Source organism: Streptomyces sp. NPDC005281 (assembly GCF_040607495.1).
GTDB lineage: Bacteria > Actinomycetota > Actinomycetes > Streptomycetales > Streptomycetaceae > Streptomyces.
The window spans coordinates 37,383-64,125 of sequence record NZ_JBEXGX010000042.1; the positions used below are offsets into that span (position 1 = coordinate 37,383).

The following is a 26,743-nucleotide window of genomic DNA, read 5'->3' on the forward strand; positions in this document are numbered from 1 at the left end:
GGCGGCGAGCGCCGCGCCTCCGCCGGGGGAGCGATGGCGAGCGCCGCCCCTCCCCTCCCCCGGGGAATCAGGACCCGGCCGCGGTGGCGCGTGCGGCGTTGAGATCGCCGAGGAGCTTCTCCAGGTCGGCGGCGGTGACGGCGCCGGCGGCGAAGCTGAGCAGCCGGCCGACCGGGATGGACGCCATCATCCGGGCCATGTCGACGCCGAGGACGTCGCTGTCCGCGGCTGCCGCCGGCATGGGCATCAGCGCGCCGAGGATCTCGGCGGCGCCGGGCGCGGCCATGACCTCGCCCAGCGTGGAGTCGAGGGTCAGCGGCAGGATGAGGCCGTCCCCCTCCACCTCGACCGTGGCGGTGGCGCGGATGTCGCGGCTGGAGGCGGCGGCGCGTACGTCGTAGCCGCCGCCCTCGACGATCCAGCGGTCGGCGCGGACATCCCAGTACGCCAGGTCCTGGCGTTCGATCAGCACGCTCACCCGTTCCGCGGTACCCGCGGCCAGTGCCACGACGGTGTGGCCCTTGAGCTCCTGGGGCGGCCGGACGACGGCCGAGCCGGGCCTCGTCACGTAGAACTGGACGACCTCGCGGCCCGCTCGCTGCCCGGTGTTGGTGACCGTGACGGACGCGGTGATGCCCTGGGCACCGGCGGTCAGTTCGAGGCCGGAGTAGGCGAAGGAGGTGTACGACAGTCCGTGCCCGAAGGGATAGGTGGCCTCCATGGAGCGGGCGTCGTACCAGCGGTAGCCCACGAACAGGCCCTCGCCGTAGGCGACATGGCCGTGCTCGCCGGGGAAGTCCAGATAGGCGGGGGTGTCCTCGATCCGCACCGGCACGGTCTCCGTCAGCCGCCCCGACGGGTTGACCCGGCCGAACAGCACATCCGCGAGCGCGCCCCCGCCGGCCTGGCCGAGCAGCGCACCGTCCAGCACGGCGGCAGCCTGATGGTCGACGTCGGCCAGGCGCAGTACGCCGCCGTGCGAGAGGACGACGACGGTACGCGGCTGGGCGCGAACCACCGCTGCCAGCAACCGGAGCTGTTCGGTGGGCAGTTCGATATGGTCGCGGTCGAAGCCCTCGGACTCCTGGTGGGCCGCCAGGCCGAGGAGGACGACGGCGGTGTCCGCCGCCGCGGCGGCTCGGACGGCCTCGTCCCGCAGGGCGGCCGCGTCGCCGGAGCCGTCGGTGGTGAATCCGGCCGCGTAGGTGACCTCGGAGTCCGCCGCAAGGGCGCGGATCTCCTCCAGCGGCAGGTCCACGCGGGTCGGGTTCACATGCGAGCTGCCACCGCCCTGGTAGCGCGGTGACTGCGCGAACTCACCGATCACCGCGAGGGATCGGCCTTCCTCCAGCGGCAGTACGGCCCGTCCCTCGACCGGCTCGTTCTTCAGCAGGACGACGCAGTGGGCGGCCACCTGCCGGGCCAGGTCGTGGTGTGCCTCGGCGTCGAACGCGGCGACCCGCACCGCCCGGCCGGCCTCGGCCTTCGCGGCCAGAGCGAGCATGCGGGCGGCCGCTCGCGCGACCACGGCCGCCTCCAGCTCTCCCTCCTCGACCGCCGCCACGACCTGCGCGTCGGTGACGCCCCCGGCCCCGGGCATCTCGAGGTCGAGGCCCGCCGCCACCGCCTTCACCCGGTTCGACACCGCGCCCCAGTCGCTGACCACGACACCGTCGAAGCCCCACTCGTCGCGCAGCACTTCGGTGAGCAGCCAGTGGTTCTCGGAGGCGTAGACGCCGTTGACGCGGTTGTAGGAGCACATCACGGTCCACGGCTGCGCCTTCTGCACCACATGCTGGAAGGCGCGCAGATAGATCTCGCGCAGCGGGCGCGGGGCGATGTCGGAGCTGGAGCGCATGCGGTCGTACTCGGTGTTGTTGGCGGCGAAGTGCTTCAACGAGGCGCCCACACCGGTCTCTTGGAGTCCGCGTACCCAGGAGGCGGCGAGTGTGCCGGACAGGTGCGGGTCCTCCGAGTAGTACTCGAAGTTGCGGCCGCAGCGCGGGTCCCGCTTGATGTTGATGCCCGGTCCGAGGAGTACGTCGACGCCCAGCGCGCGGCTCTCCAGGCCAAGCGCCGTACCGACCTTGGCGGCCAGGTCCGTGTCCCAGCTCTGCCCGAGGCCGACGGCCGGCGGGAAGCACGTGGCGGGTTCGCTGCCCGCGAGGCCGAGGTGGTCGGTGGCACCTACTTGGCGGCGCACGCCGTGCGGTCCGTCGGTGAGCACCAGCGAGGGGACGTCACCGACCTGCTTCGTGCTCCAGAAGTCGGCGCCGCTGCCCACGGCAGCCTGCTGCGCCGTCGACAAGGAAGCGGGGTCATGCGTGGTCACGGGGTCTCCTCAGGTAGTGCGGTGCCCTGGCGGACGGTTGTGAAGCGGGAGAAGCGGGAGAAGCGGGAGAAGCGGGAGAAGCGGGCGCGGCGCTTCGTACGTGCGCGTGCCGGAGAAGCCGGTTCGGGTGGCGGGCTCAGCGCCCCCACGACGCGCAGCCCACCACCGCCCGGAGTGTCGGCGATTCCCTGGTCAGGAAGGGAAGGCAGCGAACCGCTGCCGCACTCGGCCGCCTCGCCGACTTTGAAAACGTTATGGCATTCGGTTTTCGGCGACAAGGGGTCCCACCAGCGAATTTCCTGTGAAGTAGAGTCCTGCTCATGGCACGACGTGGTTCGTACGCGAAAGGCATCGCCAAGCGTGAGGAGATCCTCGAGACGGCGCTCGGGATCGTGGCACGGGTCGGTTACAGCCGTACGACGGTCCGCGAACTCGCCCAGGCGGTGGGGTTGAGCCAGACGGGCCTGTTGCACTACTTCGGAACCAAGGAACAGCTCTTCATCGCCATCCTGCGCCGCCGCGACGAGGTCGACCAGCGCATGGTGACAGGCGCCGTCGATGCCGCCCCTGGCACGTCACCGGACCTGGCCCAGGGGCTCACCGCGCTCGTCCGCCACAACGCCGAGGTTCCGGGGCTCACCCAGCTCTTCTCCCGTTTCGCCTCCGAGGCGGCGGAGCCCGGTCACCCGGCGCACGAGTACTTCCGCGACCGATACGCGACCGCGCGCTCCACCGTCGCGACGGCCATCCGCGAGCAGCAGGCGGCAGGCTCCCTGCCCGCGGACCTCGCCCCCGACCGCATGGCCGGGCTCCTGTTCGCCTTGATCGACGGCTTGCAGATGCAGTGGATGTACGACCCAGAGATCGACATGGCCGAGCAACTCGCCTATTTCTGGCGCCTGTTCGCCCCCACATCCACGACGGGGGCCGAGAGGCCGCCGGACGCGGAACCAGTGATGTGACGATCACCGCGAGACGCTGAGCTTCCGGACCGTAAGGCGATCGCCGGCGAGGGCGCGGCCGCACTCACAGCGGGGATGCCGGTGCAGGGCAGGCACCCCTAGACGGAGCGCCTGCCCTGCGGTTGTCTTTGCCGGCCGGACAGCGGCTTTTGAGCGCAGCACCGCGGGGTCCGCTGTGCCGCTGTGGCCGAGACTGATGACGTCCCGTCAGACCTCGGTGCGCTCACCGGCCCGCCGGGCCCGCTCCTGTCGGTAGGCCTCCGCCCGGGTGAGGTAGTCCCGGTGCTCCTGCTCGGGGTCAGGCGGCAGGTCCGGGGTGTCGGTGGTGGCGAAGAACTCCAGCAGGGCGTCGTTCGAGCTCACGGCCAGGTCGCCGGAGCGGGCGAACATGTCCGACTCGTAGCGGGCGGTCGCCCGGTCGAGCGCCGCCAGGTCGAGACCCGCCGTCGGGTCGGGGCCGGCCGCCCGGCTGACGGCGTGCGCGAGCTCCGCGCCGTCCAGCATCGCGAGGTTGGCGCCGTGACCGCCGAAGGGCGCCATCAGGTGGGCCGCGTCGCCGATCAGCGTGACCCCGGGGACGTGCTCCCAGGCGAGCGGCGCGGGCAGCGCCCAGAAGGACCGCGGCACGTAGTCGCCGTCGTTGCGGACGATCGACGCGCGCATGGCCGCCGACCAGTGGCCGAACTCCCGCGCCAGGTGGGAGCGGACGCTCTCCCGGTCGGTGAGGTCGACGCCGGCCCCGATGTGCCAGTCCGGTGCGGCGCGGAACGCGATGTAGCCGCGGACCACGCCGTCGCCGTTGCGTTGCAGGATCACCGCGCGGCCGTCGTTGTCGTTGGAGAACATGTGACCGTCCCCGACGATCCCGGCGACCTCGGGGTGGCGGGAGTCGACCTCGTCGAACCGGGCGTCCAGGAAGCAGACCCCCAGGTGCCGTGGGGCGGCGGCGCTGACCAGGGGGCGGACCTTCGACCACGCCCCGTCGGCGCCGATCACCAGGTCGGCCTCCACGGTGGTGCCGCCCGCGAACTCCAGGCGGTGGCCGCCGTGGCCGAGCGGGGTCGCGCTGACGAGCCGGTGGTTCCAGCGGACGGTGGCGGGCCGCAGGTGGTCGAAGAGCAGTCGGCGCAGCCGGCCGCGGTCGATCTCCGGCGCGGCCTCGTCGCCGGGGGCTGGGGTGAACTCCGCCAGGACCGTGCCCTGGTGGTCGCGGCGGGTCTTGGCTTGGCCCTCCGGTCGGGCCTGCGCCATGAAGGCGTCGAGCAGCCCGGCGTCCGCGAGAGCGATCTGTCCGGAGTCGGCGTGCAGGTCGAGCGTGCCGCCGGAGTCGCGGGAATCCACGGCATGGTCGGCGTCGTAAACAGTGACCTCGATGCCGTGGCCTTGCAGGACGCGGGCGCACGTCAGGCCGGCGGGCCCGCCGCCGATTACGCAGATCCGGGGTGTGCTGTTCGTCATCGGGACCTTCCCCTCAAGTGGCGCGGTGATCGCGAACGGGTCGCGACAGCACCTGGGTAGGTGCAACCGCTAAAAAAGCGTAACAGCTCAACTTTCGTATCCGATCCATGAACGCGGTAAGGTGGCCGGGTGACCGAGATGGGGCGCCGAGAGCGCAAGAAGGCAGCCACCCGCCAGGCCCTTGCGGACGCTGCGCTGCGACTGTTCACCGAGCGGGGCTACGACGAGGTCGGGGTGCGCGAGATCGCCGACGCGGCCGACGTCTCGGTGACGACGCTCTTCAAGCACTTTCCCGACGGCAAGGAGGCGCTGGTCTTCGACCAGGACGTCGACCGCGAGGCGGCCCTGGTCGCGGCGGTCCGCGAACGCCCCGCCGGCCAGTCCGTCCCGGAAGCACTGCGCCGCATGCTGCTCGGCGAACACTCCCGACGGGTCCACACCGACCCACGGTTCGACGACTTCCTGCGCCTGATCGACACCACCCCCGCGCTGCGGGAGTACGCCCGCCGGATGTGGCTGCGGCACGAGCACGCCCTGGCCGCGGCGATCGCCGACGACGCCGGACTGCCCGCGGACGACCCGGGCTGCCTGGCGCTGGCCCACTTCGCCCTGGAGGTGCCCGTTCTCGTACGCGGGTCCAGCGACCCCGACACGGCCCTCGACCGGGTCTTCGAGCTGCTAGGCAACGGCTGGACCGGCGGTACGCACGCAGGCTGACCCGACGTCAGCGCCCAGGTGTCACAAGCGGCGCCCGGAAGACGCGCAGGCACGACGTCGGCATGCACGCGGGCGATTTCGCGCGCGCCGGAGTGGCCGGGTCAGAGCTGACGCCTCTCGGGCTCGTCAGCGGCGGCGTCGCCGAACGGGGTGAAGGCAATGCTCGATCCGAACATGTGGTCACCGCTCCGGAAGGCGAGCAGACGCGCCGATGGGGCGTCCCCCGCCGCGCCGAAGTGGAAAACCGCGAACGGAGCGGTCCGGTCACCGGAGGCGTAGCCAAGGGTCTTGGCCGAGCACGGATCCTGGTCGCCGAAGATCACGGAAGGCCGGCCGTGGACCCGCAGAACATCGTCGAATGTGCGGTCGGTCTCCGCCCAGTCCTCGGCTGTCTCGACGAGGCTCGTGAAATCGGGAGCACGCAAGGCTCGATCGAGACGGAGCCAGCCACGCTGGTGAGCCGCGGCGCCGTACTCCGCGGCCACCACGTGAATCTCCGGCTGGGGAAAGCAGTAGCGCAGCAATGCCGTCATGTTCAACCGCGCGTTGTCGTCCACGATCCATCGCGCGCCGTCGGCCCGGGCCTCGTTCTCGGCGAGGGCGTCGAGGAAGAGCGGCAGGGACGCGAGCCCGCCGTGCGCCTCGGGGCACCGCACGGCGGCGTTGAACTCGTCGAGCACGCGGCCGCGTTCCGCCGTGGTGGGCAGGGCCTGACGGTGAACCGTACGAGGATTCCTCCGAAGAGACAGCATGCCGAACACCTTCGGACGTTGCCGTCCGGCTGTCCACCGTATTCCTCATCGGGCTCGAACAGTCAAGGGCATGCCCGGTGTCATGGCCCGGTGGGCAGGTCCGGGGAGCGGAGCACGAGCAGGGTGATCTCGCTCGGGGCGAAGACGCGGAACGGCGGGCCCCAGAAGCCGGTGCCGCGGCTGGTGTAGAGGAGGGTGCGGGTGCCGTGGTGGCTGAGGCCGGCGACTACGGGCTGGTCGATGCGGACCAGGTGGTGGAAGGGCCAGATCTGGCCGCCGTGGGTGTGGCCCGAGAGCTGGAGGTCGATCCCGGCGGCCGCCGCCCGGTCGATGAACTTGGGCTGGTGTGCCAGGAGCAGGACGGGCAGGTCGGGGTCGGCGCCGTTCAGGGCTCCGGCGAGGTGGGCGCGGTGGCCTGCCAGGCCGGAGGACTCCGCGGTGACGTCGTCCACTCCGGCGACGACGAGGGTGTCGCCTCCGCGTTCGAGCAGCAGATGGCGGTTGCGCAGCGGCTCCCAGCCCAGCTCGTCCATCAGGTCGACCCAGCCCTGGGCCTCGCTGTAGTACTCGTGGTTGCCGGTGACGTAGACACGGGCCCGGGTGGCCCGCACGGTACCGAGCGGGGCGGCCTGGGCGCGGCGGCGTTCGGCGGTGCCGTCGGCGATGTCGCCGGTGTGGCAGACCAGGTCGGCTTCCAGAGCGTTCACCGTCTCGCACACCCGTTCCGACCAGCGAGTGCGATCGAGCGGGCCGTAGTGGGTGTCGGTGATGAGGGCGACGCGCGTGCCGTCCAACCCGGCACCCAGCCGCGGGAGTTGCACGTCGAGTCGGCGCACGCGTGGCACGCGGCGGGCTTCGGCGTACCCCCACGCGAGCAGTACGGCGGTCACGCCGAGGACGGCCCAGGTGACGATCCGGGCCCGGTCCTGGCTCTCGCCGACGCCGGCCACGGTCAGGGCGAGCCGCAATACGCTGCCGAGGAGCACGGACCAGGTGAACAGAACCCAGCTGGTGCCCAGCAGGGTGTCACCGACGATCGCCGCCCGGTCCTGCTGGCGCCGGCCGTGGCCGCGCATCATCGCGAGCGGCATACCGATGAGGCCGAGGGTGAACAGTGCGGTGCCGACCAGAGTGACGGGCAGCGGCCAGTGCTGGCCGGTGTACAGGAGAACCCAACAGGGCACGGTCCACAGCAGGACGGGGGCGATCAAGGGGAGGTAGCGCATCAGGCGGTGCAGTCGGCTCTGCCGCGGCGCTTGCGCTTCACTGTCGACGGGTCGGGTGTCGCTGGTGTCGGTCACGCTTCCCCTCCTTAACCAGGGTGACGTCTCGCGCACTGTATCCGGTCGTCCTCAGGCCGGCCGGGCCCGCCGGTGACCTCCGGGGCTTCGGGACGGGGATCTCCGCCGAGACTCCTGCCCCGTCCCGGCGGATCGACGACGTCCACCCCTGTCCTGGCGAGGCCACGACCGATGCCGAGGAGGCGGCGCTGTCGGTCGGGGTGCAGATGATCCACCCGTGACCGTTGCTCAAGGGACCCGAGCACCAAACGCCGCCGACCGGGCCGAGGCCGACAAGGTCGAGGGTCTCGGCACGCGGGTTCAGGCCAGGGAGGTGACCAGCAGGGCGAAGGCGGCGATGATGACGGCGACGCGGACGTAGTGCCAGCGGTTCCAGCGGTTCATCTGCTCCTTCCAGTCCTCGGGCCGGTTCTCGGGCGTCCACGTCTTGTTCCGGTTGTTGATCGGGACGAGCAGCAGGAGCGACATGACCACGCTGAGGATCAGCAGGGCGCCGGCGATGACGACGAGGCCGGCGCCGTCGTGGTGCCGTCCGGCGATGGCCCAGACCGCGACGAGGACGAGCGAGCTGATGTACCAGACCGGCATCACGGCGCCGAGCATCCGGCCCCCGTGGGCGTGGCCGAGTTGGCCACTGTCCTCGGGCAGGGCGTTGAGGATCGGGCCGATGACGAAGGCGACGGAGAACTCCACCCCCACCATCACGCCGACGAGCACGGTGGTGACGACCTCGAGTGCGTTGAGCATGATGACCCTCCTGTAATCTAGCGCTGCTAGGTGATAGGGCAACGCTAGTACTAACTCTGCTCGATTGTCTAGCAGTGCTAGGATCGAGTTATGTCGGTACAGGAACGCAAGGAGCGCGAACGGGCGGCCCGCGAGCGCCTCATCGTGGCGACGGCCCGCGAGCTCGCGGAGCAGCAGGGCTGGGACGCGGTCACCACCCGCCGGCTCGCCGAGCGCATCGAATACAGCCAGCCCGTCCTCTACAGCCACTTCCGCGGCAAGCGCGAGATCATCGGCGCCGTCGCCCTGGAAGGTGCCGCCGAGATGGCCGCGACGATGCGGACCGCGGCCTCCGCCGCGGACGGCCCGCGCGCCCGGGTCACCGCCCTTGCCCGCGCCTACCTCGATTTCGCCGAGCGCAACCCGGCGGTCTACGACGCACTCTTCCAGCTCGACGGCGGCCTGGCGTTCGCGAACGAGGGCACCCCGGAGCCGCTGAAGGACGCTTTCGCCGCCCTGTTGGAGAACCTCGCCGAGGTCGCCGGCGACGGTGTTCACCCGGGGCTGTTCACCGAGGTGTTCTGGGCGGCCCTGCACGGGCTGGCGACCCTGACCCGGGCGGGACGGCTTCCGCCGGGGGACGCGGAGCGAAGGGTGGACCTGCTGGTGGACCGGCTCGCTGTCACCTGAGACCCCGGCCGGGCCGCCGACCGGGGTCTTCCGGCCCGGCTTCCGGCCCAGGCCGTCGCTTCCCGGTCCGACGCTGGCCCGACCCGCTTGTCCGCCGGAGTCGACACGGCTGCCGACACACCCGGGTTCCACGGAGCGCCGACACGGTTCTCATCCCTTGTCGGGGAACTCCTGTGCCCACCATGCCGAGTTGACGTTTCTCGGGCAGAGCACGATCGGCGTCGAGGGCGAGTTGCGGGTCCGGTCGGCGGAGGCACTGGCGGCGGGGGCGGCCGTGGTGAAGTCTGACCGCACACGGCTGACGGCGGACTCCTTCCAAGGGGGCGCCGACACGACGACGGGGGCAGCGATCGATGGACCGAACCGACGACGACGCGCGGAAGATCCGCAGGGTTCCCACCGGTTCCGACTGCCCGGTCGGCCGCGGGGACGACGGCACGTGGCAGGTGCGCGGCTACTCGGCGGCGCGCGCCGTTCTGCGCAGCACCGACACCGTACAGGCGGGTCTGGGCGTCGAGACCGTCGAGAAGATGCCCGCCCGGATCCGGCGTCCCGTTCTGTACCGCGACGGGCCCGAACACCGGGAACACCGCCGTCAGACCGCCCGATACTTCACCCCCCGCCGCGTGGACGAGCACTACCGGGAACTCACCGAACACGTCACGGGCAAGCACCTGGACACCCTGCGCACCGAGGGCGAGGCACGGCTGGAGGACCTCACCTTCGGCGTCGCGATCGACGTGGCGTGCGGGGTGATCGGGCTGACTCGCAGCAGACCCGGCATCCAGCGCCGGCTGGAGCGCTTCTTCCCAGAGAAATTCGGCAAGCCCGGGCTGACCAGTCCGCACGGCATCTACTGGCTGTTCCGCCAGAACACCAACTGGCTGCGGATCTACCTCGCCGACGTCCGCCCGGCCGTTCGCGCCCACCGCGAACGGCCCGCCGACAACCTGATCTCGCACCTGATCGCGGAGGGCTGTTCGAACCCCGAGATCCTCGGCGAGTGCCTCACCTACGCCGCTGCCGGAATGGTCACCACCCGCGAGTTCATGTGCGTGGCCGCATGGCATCTGTTCACCGACCCCGCACTGCGCGAGCGCTACTCGGCGGGGAGCGAGAGCGAACGCCTCGCGGTGATCCACGAGATCCTGCGCCTGGAACCCGCGGTCGCCCGTCTGAGCCGGCGAACCACCGGCGCCGTCGACGTGCCGGGTGCCGATGGCCCGGTCACCGTGCCCGCCGGTGCGCTCGTCGACATCTACGTGGACGAGGCCAACACCGACGCCGAGGCCATGGGGACCACCCCCACGGCGGTCTGCCCCAGCCGGCCGGCGACGACCGGCCGGTACGCGGCCGCCCTGTCCTTCGGCGACGGACCGCACCGCTGCCCCGGTGCCGACGTCGCGATGATGGAGACCAACGTCTTCCTCGGCCACCTCTTCGCCCTCGAAGGCATCCGCATGCTCACGCCGCCCCGCGTCACGTTCCAGGACGAGATCGGGGGCTATGTGATCCGCGGACTCCGCGTGGCCGTCGACCGGGTGTGACGCCGCGCCGACAGCACGCGCCCGGCGTCCCGGCCAGGCATGCGTTCAGGGCCCTCCAGAACATACGGAGCGGCCCTGAACCTCGTGCGGATCCGGTCAGGCGTGCGCGGCCACCGGCTCCTTCGCGATCGTGGCCTCGGCCGGGGAGACCGCGTACATCACCGAACCCGCGCACAACGTCATCGCCTGGTGGACCACCGGGCGCCCCGACACCCCCGTCGCCGTCCCCGCCGAGGCGACCTCCCAGCAAGGAGCACCCGCGTGACCGACCTCCTCACCACCCCCGAATCCGCGGCCCTCGACACCTCGGCAGAAGAACTGAGGCTGCGGCGCGAACTCGCCGCCGTCTACCGGCTGGTCGCCCACTTCCGCATGACCGACCTGATCTTCACGCACATCTCGCAACGGCTCCCGGGCCCGGACGACCACTTCCTCATCAACCCCTACGGACTGCTCTTCGAGGAGATCACCGCCTCGAACCTCGTCAAGATCGACCTGGACGGAAACCCCGTCGAGCCCACCGAACACCCCGTGAACCCGGCCGGGTTCGTGATCCACAGCGCGATCCACAGGGCTCGCACCGACGCCAACTGCGTGCTGCACACCCACACCAGGGCGGGCTGCGCCGTCGCCGCCCAGCAGGGCGGACTGCTCCCGGTCAACCAGATGTCGATGGAGTTCCACAACCGCGTCGGCTACCACGACTACGAGGGTGTCGCACTCAATCTCGCCGAGCAGGATCGCCTGGTCACCGACCTCGGCAGCCACTCCGCGCTCATCCTGCGCAACCACGGCCTGCTCACCGTCGGCGACAGCGCCAAGCAGGCGTTCCTGCGCATGTACTACCTGGAGAAGGCCTGCGAGATCCAGGTCACCGCCCAGGCGGGCGGCCCCCTGGTCCTGCCCTCGGAACAGGTCGCCGAGTACACCGCCCAGCAGCTCACCGGCGAGGGCGACACGTCCTCCGACTTCGAGGACCACGACGCCTACGACCTGGCATGGGCGGCGCTCCTGCGCCTGCTCGGGCGGATCGCCCCCGACTACGAGGACTGATGGGCAACACCTGGGTCGGGCCCCGCTCGTCCTTGGCGTGCGGCGCGGCGGCCTCCGCCCCGCTGCGCGTCTGCCGACCTGGCATCTGACCGGGTGCCACGATGCCGGCCACCAGCGTCTGCACAACAGCTCCCTCTCTCACGGGGGCTGGTGGGGTGACATCGCATCTTCAGCCGCGCCCTCGCAGGCGAGGTAACAGCTGTTACCATGCCGGTATGGCCAAGACGCAGCTGGGCGCACGTGTGGATGAGGATGTGGCGGACCTCGCGAAGAGGCGGGCCGCCGACCTGGGGCTGAGCATCGGGGACTATCTCGCCAGGCTCGTACAGGACGACACCAGCGGCCTGCGGGCCCGCGCGGTGGACGCGGCCGCCCGCTTCCTCGCCGAGCACCAGAGCGTCTTCGACGCGGCCGAACAGGCCCAGCAGACGGCCCGTGGGGCGCACGCGGCCTGATGGACCTGAACATCGACGTCCCCTGGATCCTGCAAGTCGCCGAGGCCGCCGGAGCCGACGATCCGGCCCCCGACGACTACGGCGTTCCCGTCTCGGCGGTCGCCCGTCAGCGTGCCGAACTGTTCGAGCAGCCCGTCTACGACGGCCCCTACGCCAAGGCCGCCGCCCTGGTCCACACCCTGGGCCGGTGCCGCTGGCTCGAGCGCTCCAACCTCGCCGTCGCCGCGGCCAGTGGTGTCATGTACCTCGAAGCCGCCGGGATCGGGGTCAAGCCCACCCGCGAGGACGCCATCGCCCTCAAGGACCTGCTCCTCGACCCCGCCTGCACCGCCGGGAAGATCTCCGCTCTGCTGCGCGCCTGGCCCACCACGACCTGAGCCCGCAGAAGCGGTACCGGACGGGTCCGGCAGCGGCTGTGCGGTTCGGCGTCGGCGGGGCCCACAGGTCACATCTACAACACGAAGTGTGCACGCAATATCCACTCCAAGTCACACAGGCCCCAGAATGACGGGGCTCAAGACCGACCTTGGGGGGTCCATGCGCGCCAGAACCGCACTCATCCCGATCGCCGTCTTCGCGACCGCACTCACGGGCTGCGACTCCGTAGCCAATCAGCAGGACAGATCCCGACGCGCCAACGACGCCGCCGCGTCCAAGGCGTCTCCCTCCTACGCGGCCGACAGCATCTTCGGCCGCTGCAAGGCACAGCAGTGGCCCCAGCCCATGCCCGACGTCGAGGGCCGGACGTTCGAGCCGCTCAGCAAAGAACTCATGTGCTTCGACAACCTTGAGGCCTTGGCGCCCGACGGACACGATGTGATGACCGACGCGGCCGGTGGGCTGGGCGCCTGGATCGTCGTCTCCAGCACTCCCGGCCCCGGCGCCAAGGTCCGGCCCACGACCCCGATCACGCTCGAGCTCCGGGAAGGGTGAAACAGCCAGGGTTCGGGCCATGGTCCAACGCCCGCTAGCAGAGCGGAAGTTGTCGGGCCCTCCTCGGCAGGTACGCCAAGCGGCGGGCGGCCGTTGTCGGACTGCCCGTCGTGGATGTGAGCGTGCTCGGCCCGGCCATCGGCACGCCCATGTGATCACCGCGCCGAGCCGCGGGTTTCCCGTACGGACGTCGGGAAGCCCGCGGCTCGGCGTATGTCCGGCTGCGGCTCGACGGTTGGGTCGGGCACATCCCGCTCCGGGGGTCAGTCGGCAGGCTCGTCGGTCAGCGTCAGGTTGGCCCCGGAAGCCGGGTCGAAGACGTGCATCTTGGCGGTGTCTACCCAGAGTTCGGCCCGGCTGCCCTCGCGTACCCGCGTGGATGCGTCGAGACGAGTGACGATCTGGTGCCCGCCCGCACCGGTGTCGGTCGTCCCCGAGTCGGCCGCGAGCTCGGCGAGTTCGGACGTGGCGGTGGGCTGCCACTCGTCCTCGGTGAAGTAGGCGTACACATCGGATCCCAGGGATTCGACCACGTCGATGTCCACGCTGAAGGTCGTACCCGATCCGGCCCTGCCCTGGTCCACCAGAGCGGCGTCCTCGAAGGCTTCCGGGCGCAACCCCACGATCAGGTCCCTGGGGGCGTGGTGCCGCTCGAGGGTGCGGCGCAGCCGGTCGCCGAGATCCAGGTCGCCCACCGACGTGCGCAGGCGACTGCCCTCCACGGTGGCATGCAGGAAGTTCATCGCGGGGGAACCGATGAACCCGGCGACGAAGAGGTTCTTCGGCTGCTCGTAAAGGCGTTGTGGGGTTCCGATCTGCTGCACGACTCCGCCGCGCATCACCACCACCCGGTCGCCCAGTGTCATGGCTTCGGTCTGGTCGTGGGTGACGTAGACCGTGGTGCTGCCCAGACGTTGCTGGAGACGGGAGATCTGGGTGCGCATCTGGACACGGAGCTTGGCGTCCAGGTTGGAGAGCGGTTCGTCCATCAAGAACGCCTTGGGGTCGCGCACGATGGCCCGCCCCATGGCCACACGCTGGCGCTGGCCTCCGGAGAGGTTGGCGGGCTTGCGCTCCAGATGCTCCGTCAGGTCGAGGATGCGGGCGGCCTCTTCGACCTTCTCCCGGATGGTCGCCTTGTCCACTTTGGCCAGCCGGAGCGCGAAACCCATGTTCTCGCGCACGCTCATGTGCGGATAGAGGGCGTAGCTCTGGAAGACCATGGCGATGTCACGGTCCTTCGGCGTCTTGTCGTTGACGACCTGTCCGTCGATCAGGAGGGTTCCTTCGGTGATGTCCTCCAGCCCGGCGATCATGTTGAGAGTGGTGGACTTACCGCAGCCGGAGGGACCGACGAGAATGACGAACTCACCGTCCCCGACACGGAGGTTGACGTCCTTCACCGCCACCGCACCATCGGGGTAGCGCTTGGTGATGCCTTCTAGAACGATCTCTGCCACGGTCGGTCCTTCTTGTCCTGACGAACGGCTGCCGCCGGTCAGCCCTTGACGGCTCCGGAGGTGAGCCCGGCCACGATGCGCCGCTGGAAGAGCAGCACGAAGACGATGATGGGGATGGTGATCACCACGGCGGCGGCGGCGATCGAACCGGTGGGCTGGGCGAACTGACTGCTCCCGGTGAAGAAGGCGATGGCCGCCGGCACGGTCCTGGCCGCCGAGGTCGAGGTCAGCGAGATCGCGAAGAGGAAGTCGTTCCAGCAGAAGATGAACACCAGGATCGCCGTGGTGAACACTCCCGGCGCCGCGAGCGGAGCGATCACCAGCCGGAACGCCTGCGCCGGGGTGGCCCCGTCCACCTTGGCCGCCTTCTCCAAGTCCCAGGGGATCTCCCGGAAGAAGGCCGACAGGGTGTAGATGGCGAGCGGCAGGGAGAAGGTCATGTACGGGATGATCAAACCGGTCCAGGTGTCGAAAATGCCGATGATGCGCTCGATGTTGAACAACGGCGAGACCAGCGAGATCGGCGGGAACATGGCGATCAGCAGCGACATCCCGATCAGCAGGCTCTTGCCGGGAAACCGGAGCCGGGCGACGGCGTAGGCCGCCATGGTGCCCAGCCCGACCGCGATCACCGTGGAGATGAGGGCGATGCCGATGGAATTGATCAGCGCGCGGGTGAACTCGGAGGTCTGGAAGATCCCGTGGTAGTTCTCCCACGTCCACTTGGTCGGGATGAAGCTGCCGTCGGTGAGGGTGCTGGGGTCCTTGAAGGACAGCGAAATGATCCACCAGACCGGGAAGAGCGCGTAGGCGATCACGAGGATGTTGACGACGGCCCACCCCGACTTCCGTCGTCGTCCGGTGGCGGACATCAGCGTCCCCCTTCCTGGGCACCCGGGGCGGCCGCCCCGAAGAGTTTGATGAAGGCGAAGGCGATCAACGCCACGCACAGGAAGATGAGGACGGAGATGGCCGAGCCGATGCCGAGGTTGAGCGCGGTGAAGAGGTTGTCGTAGCCCAGGATGGACACCGAGCCGGTGTTGTGGGCGCCGGACGTGAGGATGTAGATGTTGTCGAAGATCCGGAAGGCGTCCAGGGTCCGGAAGAGCAGGGCGACCAGGATGGCCGGCTTCATCAGGGGCACGGTCACGAGGAAGAACCGCTGCCAGGCTCCGGCACCGTCCACCTGGGCCGCGCGCAGCGTCTCCTCCGGCACCAGGGCGAGACCGGCGAGCAGCAGCAGGGCCATGAACGGCGTGGTCTTCCAGACCTCGGCCAGGATGATCAGGCCGATGGCCGGCCACTGCTGGGTGAGAGGCGCGTCACCGGAGGGCAGGAGATCGGCCAGGTAGCCGGTTTCCGGGGTCCAGGCGTACTGCCAGGAGTAGGCGGCGACCACGGTGACGATGCCGTACGGGATCAGGATGGCGGTGCGAACCGTCCCGCGCCCGAAGATGGTGCGGTGCATGACCAGCGCCAGGGCGAATCCGAGGACGAGTTCCACGACCACGGAGACCACGGTGATGAACACCGTCACCCACAGAGCCTGCCACCAGAACTCGGAGGACAGCACAGCCCCGTAGTTGCTGAGGCCGACGAACTGTGCCTGCTGCGGGAAGCGCAGGTCGTATCGCTGGAGCGAGAGATAGATCGCGTAGACGATGGGGTACGCGGTGACGGCGAGCATGACGACCACGGCCGGTGCGCACAGCATCCAGCCCAACCGGCGTTCCTGCCGGGCTCCTTCGGACAGCGCGCGGCCGTCCTTGGGCACCGGTGCGTGCTGCGGGGCGGTCGGAGCCGACTGGGTCACGGGATCAGCCCCTTCGAGTCGAGGGCGTCCTTGATCTGGCCGCTGATCTTCTGCACGTCCGGTCGGGGGTCGATCCCGTTCGGCGGCGACAGCGTGTGCGAGATCGCGATGGACACGTTCTGGTAGGCGGGGGTCTTGGGCCTGATGCTGGCGTTCTCAAGGGCCGCCAGAACGGTGGAGGCGAAGGGGTAGTTCTTGATCAGGGAAGGGTCCGAGTAGAGCGGGCGGAGCGTGGGCGGCAGTCCACCTTTGAGCGCCGCGTTCAACTGGTTCTGCCGGTTCCGCAGGCACAGCGCCGCCTCGAAGGCGAACGCGGAGTGACGGGAGTAGGCGCCGATGGCCAGGTCGATGCCGCCGATGGTGGGCTTCGCCGGCCGGCCTCTTTCGATCCCCGGATAGGGCGCCCACCGGAACTGCTTGAAGAGCGATGGGTTGTTGGCCTTCATCGAGGGATACACGAAGGGATAGTTGATCTCGAAAGCCGCGCTGCCGGACTCCATGGCCAGCCGGTTCTGGTCCTCCATCTGATTGGACAGCGACGGGTCGGCCGCGGCCGAGGTGGCCAGGGTCTTCATGACGGAGGCCGCGCGCACCGCGGGTGGGCCCAGCCTGGGAGCCGTGGCGGTCGCGTTCAGAATGGAGCCGCCGGCGCTCTCCACCAGCGTGTTGAACCAGACCGTGAGCCCCTCGTACTGCGCGCCCTGGATCTCCACGTAGTGCGGCTTGCCCTGCTTCGCCAGACGGCCGGCCATCAGGATCATCTCGGCCCAGGTCTCGGGCGGCGTGGGGACCAGGTCCTTGCGATACCAGAGCAGTTGGGTGTTCGTGTTGTACGGGACGGCGTACAGCCGGCCCTTCCACGTGGCCGTCCGCAGCGGGACCTCCAGGGTGTCCCGGACGGCCGCGGCGCGGTTGCTCCCGGTCCACGGCAGGATCCACTTGGCTTCCGCGAATTCGGCGGGCCAGGTGACGTCCAGCCCGATGATGTCGACCGTGTCGTCCTTGGCGGCCAGTCGGCGCACCAACTGCTGGCGCTGCCCGTCCGCGGTACGGGGCAGCTTGTTGTAGCTGATCCGGTACCGCCCGCCGGACTGCTTGGAACAGGCGCCGGCCGCACTGGCCAGCGCACCGGAATCATCGGGGAAGTTGTACCAGTTGAGTGTCACCGGCCCGCCACCTCCGCCACCGCAGCCGGCCAGCAGAGCTGCCGACAGGCACAGAGCGAGCACAACCCGCAGGAGGCCACGGTTGCCGGACGACGGCGCCACCCCACACTCCTTCCGGACACGATAGATCCGGACAGAGCGGAGAACAGCCCGGACGCCCGACAGGCTAGGCCCGCACCAAGCCTCACCTCACATGCCGCACCGGCCGGTCACCCGATCGGCCGCGCGGAACACGGGCCCCGCCCCACGCCGTACGGAAGCCCAAGGGCTTCGTCGTCCTGCCCCGCCGATGGACGACAGCGGCCCGGCGGCTGACCATGGACGACACGCTGCGAAAGTCACTTGCAGTGCCGTAGCCGCCGAGATCCGGCGGCGAGGAGGCACACGCCTGACCACCACCTGGCACCCCGGACCGGACGGCCCCACAGGCTTCTACCTCGGCTCGGCTTCCAGCCGACCGGAGAGACCAGCGGAGACCAAACGGTAGGCACGCTGGAACTGGACTGAACCCACCTGATCGATCTGGACCCGAGGCCCAGCGAAGAGACAGAACCTAGCCGATCCGTTCGGCCAGAGCGACGATGATTCCCGAGGGGCCGCGGAGGTTGCAGAGTCGGTAGACGTTCTCGTACCGCGCCACCTCGCCGAGGAGTTCGGCGCCATGGCGACGCAGGCGGGTGATCGCGTCGTCGATGTCGTCCACGGCGAACATGACACGGTGCAGGCCCAGAGTGTTGGGTGGCGGGTCGAGCGGTCCGGCAGTGATCGCCGCGGGGGTGTGGAACTTCGTCAGCTCCAGCTTGCCGTGGCCGTCCGGGGTGCGCATCATCGCGATGGCGCTGCGGACCCCGTCGAGGCCGACCGTCCGGTCCGCCCAGATTCCCTCGATCTCCGCTTCGCCTTCCAATTCCATGCCGAGCTCGGTGAAGAAGGCGATGGCAGCCTCCAGGTCGTCGACGACGATGCCTACGTTGTCCATCCGCTGAATCGTCACGGGGTGCTCCTTACTGGTCGCGCGGTCCGTCCTGGCTACTGCTACCCCTGGGACGGAGTCGGCGCCGCGTTCTCGACACCCGAAAGTGTCGATGTCTTGGGTGCTTCACCTGGCCCGACGACCTACGGCTCACGATCGCCTACCAGCGACCGCCGACAGTGACGCAGCGGGTCGACGGTCAGCCGCGGCTCTCGACCAGGACTGGTCACGGCCCTGGCCTGCTGAGGGCCACCTCTCACTTCGCGGCGGTCGCCGGGCGGGACCGGAGGTGAGGGTGGGATGATCGTGTCCTGTCCGGTATGCCTGGTGAGGCCGCGTGTACCGGATCGCCGGTGACCGACGAGGAAGACGAAGGATCGATGACGCTGAGCGTGGGCCAACGGGTGCGGCTGGCTGCGGATCTCCGGTTGGCCGGGTCGGTGACCCCGGCCGGGGAGCCCCCTCAGGAGACGGGTGCCTTCGCCGCCTCGCTGTCCCTGGGCGCGGGCATCGAGGGAACCGTCGAGCATGTGGAGGAGCATCACCGGCAGCAGAACCACGAGGTCCGTGAGTACCTGCGCCTCAAGTCGCTCCTCGACGACTTCGGTCACCAGATGCCGTCGGCCAGCAGAACGCAACTGGAGGAGCAGGTGGGGACCTTGGAAGAGCACTGGGCCGCCTACCAGCGACGGATGCTCCGCGTCACGGTCCGCGTCCGGCTCGACAACGGATTCGTCCTCGACGACGTCCCTGAGGAAGTTTTCGCCTCCGTCTGACCGGGCGTCGAGGGAGCCCGCGCGGCCAAGGTGCAGTAGGGGCTGCGCCCTCGGAGTGGATGGGGGTCAGGCCGTCCCCGGGAAGCATGTGTGTCCGGTGTCTGTCAGCGTGAGGTGGCCGCGCGCAACGCCCACTCGTGCGTCGCCGCGGTCTCGAGGGCGGCCTCCAGGTGGTGGACCTCGGCCGACAGAGCGTCGTCGCTGCCGAAGACGCGGTCGGCGATCTCGATGAGCGTGTCACTGTCGTCGGCCGTCGGGGTGAACAGCACGCTGTACAGAGTGTCGTAGCTCTCAGGCTGGGCTTCGGCTGCCTCTACGCCGGTCCAGACATTTAGGCACCGAAGCCGTAGCAGAGTGATGAACGACCGGAGGTCGTCCCACTGGTCGTCCGGGTCGGCGCAGGTGCGCAACCGTGCCCGCAGCTCGGCGTACAGCCGCGGCAGGCCGAGGCCCAGTACGCGTGTACCCGCGTATGTCCACAGCGCCGATCCGGTGCCGGTGTCACAGGAATCCCAGCGAGCGTCCCACAACAGGCGGGTGAAAGCGGCGCGCGCGTGGTCGCCGTACAGGGAGATCCCCAGGATCAGGCCGCCGTTGCAGTCGACCGACGCGTGGTTCTCACCCCATGCGACGAGCCGGTCCAGCCAAGCCGGGTCTTTGGTCTTCGGCGCGAGAACGGGCAGGAACTCGGGGAACAGGGCGGAACCGTCGTGCTTCTCCAACGCCTCGGCTATCGCGTCCCGCAGGTCCTCGCACGGCAGGTGCAGCAGGCCGAGGCACGCGTCCTTCGACTCGTCCCACGAACTGTCGAGGTGTTCCCACAGCAGGGGCGTCGCCGGCGTGTACCCCAGGCGGCCCACGGCGTGAAGGACGCTGGACGGAACGCCGTCGCGCAGTCGGCCCCCGTCGACCGTCGCCTCCAACAGGCGCGCGGCCAGCCGCCGGTCGCCGTGGCGGGCAAGGACCGGTACCAGCGCCGCGTGTCCGGCGGGCGCGGAGAGAAACAGCGGGAGGAGCGCCTCCGCATCGGCTGAACCGCCGTGTCGGAGCACGGCCTCGGCGGCCATGGACTCCCATTGCCGCGCCACCCCCGGGGCGTCACCGTCGGCGCACCGGTCGAGTATGGCCTGAGTGGCCGGGGTCGGCATCAACTTGGCAACCGCCTCTGTGTGGACAACACCGCACATCATGGCCGAGGCCGATCACGCGGTGCCACGCGGTTTCCGGGCTTTGTCGAACTTGGCGGTGGCTCGTCCACCTCGCTGCTTCCTGCCCGACGTCGTCGTGCTCGATCCCGCACGGTGGGACCTCGAAGACGAGGCTGCGCCCGCCGCACGCGATACTGATCGACGACCCGACGGGCGTCCCCCGCGATGGCGCCCGGACAAGCCCCGGACGCTGGGCACCGTGCCCATTGGAGGCACCGTGCCGGTCGGCATCGACGGCAGGATGGCTGCGAGAACAGCTGAGCGCCGGCGCCCTGTTCATTGCGGGCGTCCATCGCAACCGGGGCGTGACGCGCGCCACAGGAACTTCGGGCGGGGCGCGGAGAGTACCGAGTGTGAGTCTAAAAGAACCAGCGGAATCCATGCGCGCGCGCATACGGGCGGGGGACCGGACGGCGTTCGCCGAGCTCTACGACCAGTACGCGCGGGCGGTCTACAACCATGCCCTGCGGCTGACCGGCAACTGGTCACAGGCCGAGGAGGTCATGTCCGAGACGTTCCTCGCCGCCTGGAGCGGCCGGGATCGGGTCGAGCAGGAGGGCGGACCTTTGGGGCCCTGGCTGTTCGGTATCGCCACGCACAAGGCGCGCAACGCCAACCGGAGTCTGCGTCGGCGGCTCGCCTTCCTCGCGCGCAGCCCGCAGCCGCCTCCCGTGGAGGACTTCGCGGAGGAGACAGCGGGCAGGATCGACGACGCCCGCCGGCTCGCGCTGGTCCACCAGGCACTGGGCCGCTTGCGCCGCCAGGAGCGTGAGGTGTTCGCGCTGTGCGTGTCGGCCGGGCTCGACTACCGGCAGGCCGCGCAGACGCTCGGTGTCCCCGTCGGCACCGTACGGTCGCGGCTGTCGCGTGCCCGTGCCCGGCTCGCCCGGCTCAGCTCCGGGCAGGGCGGCGCAAGGACGGAACCTCCCGGCCCCCGTGGACAGGTGGAGAGTGAGGCCGGGTTCGCGGCCCTGTTCTTGAAGGAGGAGACCCGATGAACGCCGACGGCCGACGGACCGAGGACCCGCTGGAGTTGCTGTCCGCGCCGGCGGAATGGGACCTCCCGCCGGGACGACACCTCCACCACAAGGACATCCTGATGCAGCAGATCGACCACGACCTCGGCCACGCTCCCGCCGGGGCCCCGGCACCGGCCCCGGCACCGCGCCGCAGGCTGACGCGTCCGGCCATCCTGGTGCCCCTCGCCTCGACGGTGCTGGCCGGAGCGCTGGCCGTCACCCTCGCCGGTACCGGCGTCGGCCACGGCCCCGCGCCGGCGGACCGGGCCGCCACGGGCAGCGCCCGCGCCCACAGCGCCTCCGTCACCCTGAACCGGATCGCCGTCGCCGCCATGGCCAGTGACATCACTCCGGTCAGGGACGACCAGTTCGTGTACGTCAGGAGCCTGACCGTGTCGAACAAGGGAACGTTCGAAGGCCCCGTGAAACTCGGAGCCCCGCATACGGAGGAGATCTGGACCTCGCAGGACCCCAGGCCCCTCAAGACCCTCGGCTGGATGCGCGAGTCCGGCAAGGACGCCGTGATGCCCGGTGAGACGATCCCGATCGAGTCAACCGACGCTGTCCCCGCGGGGATCGACCACCCCACGTACAGGTGGCTGTCCTCGCTGCCGACGGACCCCGACGCCCTGCTCACCCTGCTGCGCCGAGACGTCCGGCTGTCCGACGGAGAGTCCAAGGAGCAGGCCGTCTTCTCCCTGATCGGCGACCTGCTGAGCGGGACGCTCATGCCGCCGCGGAACACCGCCGCGCTGTACAAGGCGGCCGCGAAGATACCGGGCGTCAAGGAGATCCCGGACGCCGTCGACGTGGCCGGCCGACACGGGATCGCCATCACACGCGAGGACGCCACCTCCGCCACCCGTGACGAATGGATCTTCGACAAGAGCAGTCTCGCGTTCCTCGGCGCGCGCGGCTTCATCACCCACGACAAGCAGAAGGGCATCACTTCCGACACGCTGATGGGCAGCACGGCCGTGCTGCGCCGCGCCGTCGTCGACCGGCACGGCGAGAAGTCCGCAGGGGCCGACAGCTGAGCCGAAGGGGGCGACGCGCGGGGGCTGCCGGCTTGCCGGCCCCCTCAAGTCGCCCCCGACCTAGAGGTGTTCGCGAAGGGGCGACCAGGCTGCCGACCGGATTGCCGGGCGGGCCGGCAGGGCCTCGCGGGACACGAAGTCAGTGACGAGCCCGGCGCTCATCGGCGCCTCACCCACAGTCCCGCACACCCGGCACGGTCCGTCAGCCGGGTATCAGGCGCTGCGACGAGGTTTCCGTGCCGTCGTCTTCTTGGCTGCCTTCTTGGCGGGCTGCTTCGTTGCCTTCTTGGCGGTCGTCGCCTTCTTGGACGCGGCCTTCTTCTGAGGCATTTCGTGTACGGCGGCGTCCTCACCTCGGGACTTGCGGGCCTTGGTCACGGACTCCTTGAGCGCGGCCATGAGATCGACGATCTGCCCGGGCTCCTCGTCCGGCTCCTCGGCCGTGGGCGGTTCGCGGTGTTCTCGTTTCGCGTCGATGAGCTGTTCCACTGCCTCGGTGTACCGGTCGGTGAACTCCTCGCCCGCGAGGTCGTCGCGGCTCAGCCGGTCGATGAGCTGCTCCGCCTGGGCGATCTCGGCGTCGGTGAGTTCGACCTCGTCCGGTTTCAGTTCTGCCGGGTCGCGGATCTCGTCCGACCAACGCATCGCGTGGAGGACGATGACGTTGTCGCGGACCCGGAGCAGGCCAAGTCGCTCACGGCCGCTCCAGGCGTACTTCGCCACGGCCACCTTCGACGACCGCTCCAGAGCCTGCCTCAACAGGGTGTAGGGCTTGGCCGCAACTTTGCCGTCAGGCTGTAGGTAGTAGCCGTCGCCGATCTGCATCGGGTCGATGGAGTCCAGGGGTACGAAGGCTTCGATCTCGATGGCTTTCGCGGTGGGCAGCGGTATCTCCCGCAGCTCCTCCTCCAGCACGGGGATGATCGTGTCCTTGTCCCACTGGTAACCCTTGCCGATCTCGGACTGCGCCACCTCGCGGTCTTCGAGCTCGCAGATCTTGCGGCTGCGGACCCGGCCCATGTCCTCCAGGTGGACCTGGTGGAAGTGGATGGAGTGGTCCTCCCGGGCGCTCACGACGTGGATGGGCACGGTGACCAGGCCGAACGAGATGGCGCCTGACCAGACGGTTCGGGGCATGCAAGACCTCCGCAGGAGACCCCCTGGTCCTCAGTGTAGGGTCTTAGATTTCGCGGCACAGTCTCAGCTCCGATGGCACATCGGTGGCACTTGTGCCGTCTTCGTGAGACTCGCTGGTCAGGGTTCCCACCCTCTCGGGTGCCGGGGTGCCGGCCCGCTCCGCCTGTCAGTGCCTGGCTGACACCCTTGGCTGTACGGGACCCAGCAGGCTGTCGAGTCGCGTGACGGGCTCAGCGCCTCGTCTCGTACCTGGTCAGGATCACGCCGCCAGGAAGCGTCCGCGTCTCCACCAGGTTCAGGTTCACCCAGCTGTCCAGCACGGTGAAGAACGGCGTGCCGCCGCCCACCAGGACCGGCGCGGTGGCCAGCACGTACTCGTCGATCAGCCCGGCCCGCATGGCCGCCGCGGCGAGCGTCGCGCCGCCGATGTCCATCGGGCCGCCGTCCTCGGCCTTGAGCCGGGTGATCTCGGCGACCGCGTCGCCGGTGACCAGGCGGCTGTTCCAGTCGACCTTGTCGATCGTCGAGGAGAACACCACCTTCGACATGTCCCGCCAGCGGCGCGCGAACTCGATCTCCGCCGGGGTGGCGTCGGGCTGCTGGTCGGCGGTCGGCCAGTGGGAGCTCATCGTCTGCCACAGCTTGCGCCCGTACAGCGACAGGTCGGTCGCCTGCAACTGGTCGGACCAGAACTGGAACAGCTCGTCGCTCGGCGCGCTCCAGCCGATGGCGTCGCCGGGCGCGGCGATGTAGCCGTCCAAGGTCAGGTTCATGCCGTAGATCAGTTTCCTCATGGCGCCAGCCTTCCGTGAGTCGGTCTCGCGCGTACAGACCGGCGCGGCGCGGGAAACTCATCGGTGCGCGATCTGAGCTCGCATGTAGCCCTCGTGCTCGGTGGCTCAGCCGCAGACTCATCGTTCGGTGAATGGGCCGGAGCCGGTGTCGTGATCTTGCCTTGTCCGCCTCGGGCAGCCGAGAGCCGACACGGTGATGACGCCCCAGTTCCTCCCTCAGCGCGTCGCCGTTTCCTGCCTGGGCCTGGGCCTGGGCCTGGTTGCGGGCGCGGTCATGTCGAGCAGCGTCATGGCGTCGTGGTCCGGGGTGCCGGGTCGGCGGTGTAGACCCCGAGGCGCTGGCCGGGGGTGCCTTCCAGCTGCATGGACTGGGAGGTGAGCGTGAGCGTGCCGACGCGGGGATGCTGGAAGGTCTTGTGCATGGGCTTGCGGCCGGTGACTTCGTAGCGTTCCCACAGCCGGGCGAAGTCGCGGCTCTTGAGGAGGAGCTCACCGACGAGGTTGGTCAGATCAGGGGCGTCGGGGGCGGTGCCGGCGACTGCGCGCAGCCGGGCCACGCAAGCGGTGATCTGGCCGTCCCAGTCAGGGGACAGTTCAACTGCTGCCGGGTGGAGGAAGAGGTAGCGGGCGAGGTTGCGATGTTTGGCCGGCCAGTCCTCCAGGCCCGCGTACAGGGCGAGGCCGCCGGGGTTCCAGGCCAGCACGTCCATGCTGCGGCTGATGACGTAGGCGGGGTTCGGCCGCAGCGATTCCAGCAGCAGTTTCAGGTGGGGGCGCACGGTGCGGCTCGGCGCCGGGGGGTGGTTCGGGGGCGTAGCGGGCGGCGCGGGCGGCGAGCTCGCGCAGGTGCTGGTGTTCCTGGTCGTCCATGTGCAGGGCGCGGGCGAGCGCGTCGAGGACCGCGGGGCTGGGGCGGGTCTCCTTGCCGCGTTCCAGGCGCACGTAGTAGTCGATGCTGATGCCGGCGAGGGTGGCCAGCTCCTCGCGGCGCAGACCGGGAGTGCGGCGGATGCCGGCGCCGACGGTGAGGCCGACGCGTTCGGGGCGGGTCTGGGTGCGGCGGGCGCGCAGGTAGCGGCCCAGCTCGGCGCCCTCGCTGTGCGCGCTCTCGGATGCCATGCGTCCAGTCTCACCCGCGGGGCACCCGCTGTGGGGGTGGCAGGGAGGCCCTGTCATTACCCCCGAACAGCTCGGCTTGCCTGTGCGGGGCGAAAGGCGCGAGGGTGGAAACACGACGGGCAGTGTCCGCCGCGGGCGACAGGCACACCGAAGCCCTGGCGCAGATGCTCGAACGCTGATCACCCCACCGCCCGGCACAACCCCTACTTGGAGTACCCGCATGGGGGTCTTGGCCTGGTGAAGGAGCCGGTAGACCGTGGCAACCGAGTAGTTGCAGTCCTCAGCCAGCTCCGGCGCGGAAGCGCCGGCCTCGTACCGGGCCCGCAGGGACAGCGCGAGCTTGTGCCGCTCGGCGGCCCGTGCTGCGGCGCGCATCGTCAGCGTTTGCTGCGTGGTGCGCACGGTGCCGCCGGCCTCGATCAGCAAGCGCCGGGCAGCACGCCTCGTCTCTCCGGCGCCTGTCGCGAGTTCAGTGAGGGTTGCGCCGTGGTGCTCGTAGAGGGTGCGCAGGTGGGCTGCGAGTCGCTTGCGGGCTTGTGGGTCCTGGCGCAGCCTGCGGGTCTGCCACGAGGTGCGCATGACGGTTCCGGCTTCGTGTAGCCGGTTGAGGACGGTGCCGTAGGACAGGCCGCTGGCTGCGACCAGTTCGTCGACCGTGGCACCGGCCTGGTACTCCTTGCGCAGGGTTTCGGGTGTCACCGTCTCGCTCGGATCGGGGGTCACTGGGGGAGGGGGTTTCATGCGACGGACTCCCATTCGCTGAGGGCTTCGGCATGGGCGGCGGCCCGTTCGTCGTAACTGCGCTGGTCCGATGGGGTGATGAGGATCAGCCGGCCGTCGGTGGCGATGCGCCAGCCGGGGGCAGGGCGGCCTGTGACGGGGTCGAGGACGCGCCCGTCCGGGGCGTACCACGTCGGCGGGATCTCGTCGGGGTGCGGCGCTGGGACCAGGACCTGGTGGCCGTCGCGGACGATCACCACAGCCTTGCTGCGGTGCTCCGCAAGCCGGTCCAGCGCCTCCCGGTAGGTCACACGCTGGGCCGCGTGCAGGGCCTTCCGCCGGGCCGTGACGCCGCTGGTGCCGTATTGCCCAGCGACCGTGTCCCAGCCCTCTGCCAGCGCTGCGATGTGGCCGGTGTCGGCGTCCGCGAGAGGGATGCCGAAGCCCTCCAGTGCATGGGGTGCGAGTGCCCAGGTCTCCCCGGTGTGCTGGACTAGGCCCAATGCCGTTGTTTTAGGCCTCGGGCGTAGGTTCCTGGGTAGTGGTCCCAGGGGGTGGTCGGGTGTCTGGGCGCGTGTCTGAGTTATCGGGTCTG

General features: G+C 69.9%; 27 protein-coding genes and 2 pseudogenes. 14 read left to right on the plus strand and 15 right to left on the minus strand.

Annotated features, from left to right (window positions below; all coding sequences use genetic code 11):
• Window positions 1-67: 67 nt before the first annotated feature.
• Window positions 68-2,332, minus strand: coding sequence for a glycoside hydrolase family 3 C-terminal domain-containing protein (locus tag ABZV42_RS37240; protein WP_356055922.1), 2,265 nt, complete (start codon window positions 2,330-2,332; stop codon window positions 68-70).
• Window positions 2,333-2,652: 320 nt separating this feature from the next.
• Here ABZV42_RS37240 and ABZV42_RS37245 point away from each other — a divergent pair, with 320 nt between their 5' ends.
• Window positions 2,653-3,294, plus strand: coding sequence for a TetR/AcrR family transcriptional regulator (locus ABZV42_RS37245; protein ID WP_355986540.1), 642 nt, complete (start codon window positions 2,653-2,655; stop codon window positions 3,292-3,294).
• A 207-nt stretch (window positions 3,295-3,501) separates the two neighbouring features.
• On the opposite strand, the gene ABZV42_RS37250 is transcribed toward ABZV42_RS37245, so the two are convergent.
• On the minus strand, window positions 3,502-4,752 hold the full coding sequence (locus ABZV42_RS37250; RefSeq protein WP_356055924.1) for an NAD(P)/FAD-dependent oxidoreductase: 1,251 nt from the start codon (window positions 4,750-4,752) through the stop codon (window positions 3,502-3,504).
• Between the two features lie 138 nt (window positions 4,753-4,890).
• Here ABZV42_RS37250 and ABZV42_RS37255 point away from each other — a divergent pair, with 138 nt between their 5' ends.
• Entirely contained in the window at window positions 4,891-5,469 is a 579-nt protein-coding gene (locus tag ABZV42_RS37255; protein ID WP_356055958.1) for a helix-turn-helix domain-containing protein, read from the plus strand.
• Window positions 5,470-5,570: 101 nt separating this feature from the next.
• On the opposite strand, the gene ABZV42_RS37260 is transcribed toward ABZV42_RS37255, so the two are convergent.
• On the minus strand, window positions 5,571-6,149 hold the full coding sequence (locus tag ABZV42_RS37260) for a hypothetical protein (RefSeq protein WP_356055926.1): 579 nt from the start codon (window positions 6,147-6,149) through the stop codon (window positions 5,571-5,573).
• 152 nt (window positions 6,150-6,301) lie between these two features.
• Window positions 6,302-7,522 (minus strand): metallophosphoesterase, encoded by a 1,221-nt coding sequence (locus tag ABZV42_RS37265; RefSeq protein ID WP_355986534.1) that lies wholly within the window; start codon window positions 7,520-7,522, stop codon window positions 6,302-6,304.
• Window positions 7,523-7,542: 20 nt separating this feature from the next.
• Between ABZV42_RS37265 and ABZV42_RS37270 the strand changes: the two genes are divergently transcribed.
• Window positions 7,543-7,743 (plus strand): hypothetical protein, encoded by a 201-nt coding sequence (locus ABZV42_RS37270; protein WP_356055928.1) that lies wholly within the window; start codon window positions 7,543-7,545, stop codon window positions 7,741-7,743.
• Between the two features lie 79 nt (window positions 7,744-7,822).
• Here the strand turns inward: ABZV42_RS37270 and ABZV42_RS37275 are convergent, their stop codons facing one another.
• Window positions 7,823-8,269 carry a DUF1772 domain-containing protein gene (locus tag ABZV42_RS37275; protein ID WP_355986530.1) on the minus strand — a complete coding sequence of 149 codons (447 nt, stop codon included), beginning with the start codon at window positions 8,267-8,269 and terminating at the stop codon, window positions 7,823-7,825.
• 90 nt (window positions 8,270-8,359) lie between these two features.
• Between ABZV42_RS37275 and ABZV42_RS37280 the strand changes: the two genes are divergently transcribed.
• The 7 genes from ABZV42_RS37280 (at window position 8,360) to ABZV42_RS37310 (ending at window position 12,926) form a co-directional block, all read left to right on the plus strand.
• Entirely contained in the window at window positions 8,360-8,938 is a 579-nt protein-coding gene (locus tag ABZV42_RS37280; RefSeq protein ID WP_356055930.1) for a TetR/AcrR family transcriptional regulator, read from the plus strand.
• Window positions 8,939-9,291: 353 nt separating this feature from the next.
• The gene (locus ABZV42_RS37285; RefSeq protein ID WP_356055932.1) at window positions 9,292-10,485 is read left to right on the plus strand and encodes a cytochrome P450; all 1,194 of its coding nucleotides are present in this window, start codon (window positions 9,292-9,294) and stop codon (window positions 10,483-10,485) included.
• 130 nt (window positions 10,486-10,615) lie between these two features.
• Window positions 10,616-10,750, plus strand: coding sequence for a hypothetical protein (locus ABZV42_RS37290; protein ID WP_356055935.1), 135 nt, complete (start codon window positions 10,616-10,618; stop codon window positions 10,748-10,750).
• On the plus strand, window positions 10,747-11,538 hold the full coding sequence (locus tag ABZV42_RS37295) for a class II aldolase/adducin family protein (protein ID WP_356055937.1): 792 nt from the start codon (window positions 10,747-10,749) through the stop codon (window positions 11,536-11,538). The genes ABZV42_RS37290 and ABZV42_RS37295 overlap by 4 nt, the downstream gene beginning before the upstream one ends.
• 215 nt (window positions 11,539-11,753) lie before the next feature.
• Window positions 11,754-11,993: a hypothetical protein gene (locus ABZV42_RS37300; RefSeq protein WP_355986521.1), complete on the plus strand. Its 240-nt coding sequence runs from the start codon at window positions 11,754-11,756 to the stop codon at window positions 11,991-11,993.
• Window positions 11,993-12,370, plus strand: coding sequence for a fic family toxin-antitoxin system, toxin component (locus ABZV42_RS37305; RefSeq protein ID WP_355986518.1), 378 nt, complete (start codon window positions 11,993-11,995; stop codon window positions 12,368-12,370). The genes ABZV42_RS37300 and ABZV42_RS37305 overlap by 1 nt, the downstream gene beginning before the upstream one ends.
• A gap of 160 nt (window positions 12,371-12,530) precedes the next feature.
• Window positions 12,531-12,926 carry a hypothetical protein gene (locus tag ABZV42_RS37310; RefSeq protein WP_355986516.1) on the plus strand — a complete coding sequence of 132 codons (396 nt, stop codon included), beginning with the start codon at window positions 12,531-12,533 and terminating at the stop codon, window positions 12,924-12,926.
• A 263-nt stretch (window positions 12,927-13,189) separates the two neighbouring features.
• Here ABZV42_RS37310 and ugpC read toward each other — a convergent pair whose 3' ends face one another.
• The 4 genes from ugpC to ABZV42_RS37330 all read right to left on the minus strand — a co-directional run bounded on the left by ugpC (window position 13,190) and on the right by ABZV42_RS37330 (window position 17,365).
• Entirely contained in the window at window positions 13,190-14,386 is a 1,197-nt protein-coding gene (gene ugpC / locus ABZV42_RS37315) for a sn-glycerol-3-phosphate ABC transporter ATP-binding protein UgpC (RefSeq protein WP_356055939.1), read from the minus strand.
• A gap of 38 nt (window positions 14,387-14,424) precedes the next feature.
• Complete coding sequence (locus ABZV42_RS37320) at window positions 14,425-15,258, minus strand: carbohydrate ABC transporter permease (RefSeq protein ID WP_355986512.1); 834 nt, start codon at window positions 15,256-15,258, stop codon at window positions 14,425-14,427.
• On the minus strand, window positions 15,258-16,100 hold the full coding sequence (locus ABZV42_RS37325) for a sugar ABC transporter permease (RefSeq protein WP_356055960.1): 843 nt from the start codon (window positions 16,098-16,100) through the stop codon (window positions 15,258-15,260). Before ABZV42_RS37325 ends, ABZV42_RS37320 begins: the two co-directional genes overlap by 1 nt.
• A gap of 95 nt (window positions 16,101-16,195) precedes the next feature.
• Entirely contained in the window at window positions 16,196-17,365 is a 1,170-nt protein-coding gene (locus ABZV42_RS37330) for an ABC transporter substrate-binding protein (protein WP_355986509.1), read from the minus strand.
• A 349-nt stretch (window positions 17,366-17,714) separates the two neighbouring features.
• Between ABZV42_RS37330 and ABZV42_RS37335 the strand changes: the two are divergent.
• Window positions 17,715-17,872 (plus strand): annotated as a pseudogene (locus tag ABZV42_RS37335) (GNAT family N-acetyltransferase); the annotation flags it as partial.
• A 46-nt stretch (window positions 17,873-17,918) separates the two neighbouring features.
• Here ABZV42_RS37335 and ABZV42_RS37340 read toward each other — a convergent pair.
• Window positions 17,919-18,359 carry a VOC family protein gene (locus ABZV42_RS37340; RefSeq protein WP_355986507.1) on the minus strand — a complete coding sequence of 147 codons (441 nt, stop codon included), beginning with the start codon at window positions 18,357-18,359 and terminating at the stop codon, window positions 17,919-17,921.
• 332 nt (window positions 18,360-18,691) lie between these two features.
• Here ABZV42_RS37340 and ABZV42_RS37345 point away from each other — a divergent pair, with 332 nt between their 5' ends.
• Window positions 18,692-19,114: a hypothetical protein gene (locus ABZV42_RS37345; protein WP_356055941.1), complete on the plus strand. Its 423-nt coding sequence runs from the start codon at window positions 18,692-18,694 to the stop codon at window positions 19,112-19,114.
• 104 nt (window positions 19,115-19,218) lie between these two features.
• Here the strand turns inward: ABZV42_RS37345 and ABZV42_RS37350 are convergent, their stop codons facing one another.
• Window positions 19,219-20,202 carry a hypothetical protein gene (locus ABZV42_RS37350; protein WP_356055943.1) on the minus strand — a complete coding sequence of 328 codons (984 nt, stop codon included), beginning with the start codon at window positions 20,200-20,202 and terminating at the stop codon, window positions 19,219-19,221.
• A gap of 500 nt (window positions 20,203-20,702) precedes the next feature.
• On the opposite strand from ABZV42_RS37350, the gene ABZV42_RS37355 reads away from it, so the two are divergent.
• Window positions 20,703-21,320: an RNA polymerase sigma factor gene (locus tag ABZV42_RS37355; RefSeq protein WP_355986499.1), complete on the plus strand. Its 618-nt coding sequence runs from the start codon at window positions 20,703-20,705 to the stop codon at window positions 21,318-21,320.
• Complete coding sequence (locus ABZV42_RS37360) at window positions 21,317-22,378, plus strand: CU044_5270 family protein (RefSeq protein ID WP_356055945.1); 1,062 nt, start codon at window positions 21,317-21,319, stop codon at window positions 22,376-22,378. The genes ABZV42_RS37355 and ABZV42_RS37360 overlap by 4 nt, the downstream gene beginning before the upstream one ends.
• 213 nt (window positions 22,379-22,591) lie before the next feature.
• Here ABZV42_RS37360 and ABZV42_RS37365 read toward each other — a convergent pair whose 3' ends face one another.
• From ABZV42_RS37365 to ABZV42_RS37380, 4 genes and pseudogenes are all read right to left on the minus strand, one after another.
• On the minus strand, window positions 22,592-23,515 hold the full coding sequence (locus ABZV42_RS37365; protein WP_355986495.1) for a Ku protein: 924 nt from the start codon (window positions 23,513-23,515) through the stop codon (window positions 22,592-22,594).
• A gap of 230 nt (window positions 23,516-23,745) precedes the next feature.
• Window positions 23,746-24,309, minus strand: a complete 564-nt coding sequence (locus ABZV42_RS37370) for a dihydrofolate reductase family protein (RefSeq protein WP_355986493.1) — start codon at window positions 24,307-24,309, stop codon at window positions 23,746-23,748.
• A gap of 216 nt (window positions 24,310-24,525) precedes the next feature.
• Window positions 24,526-25,428, minus strand: a pseudogene (locus tag ABZV42_RS37375) (helix-turn-helix transcriptional regulator).
• Between the two features lie 737 nt (window positions 25,429-26,165).
• Window positions 26,166-26,651 carry a hypothetical protein gene (locus ABZV42_RS37380; protein WP_356055947.1) on the minus strand — a complete coding sequence of 162 codons (486 nt, stop codon included), beginning with the start codon at window positions 26,649-26,651 and terminating at the stop codon, window positions 26,166-26,168.
• Between the last annotated feature and the right edge of the window lie 92 nt (window positions 26,652-26,743).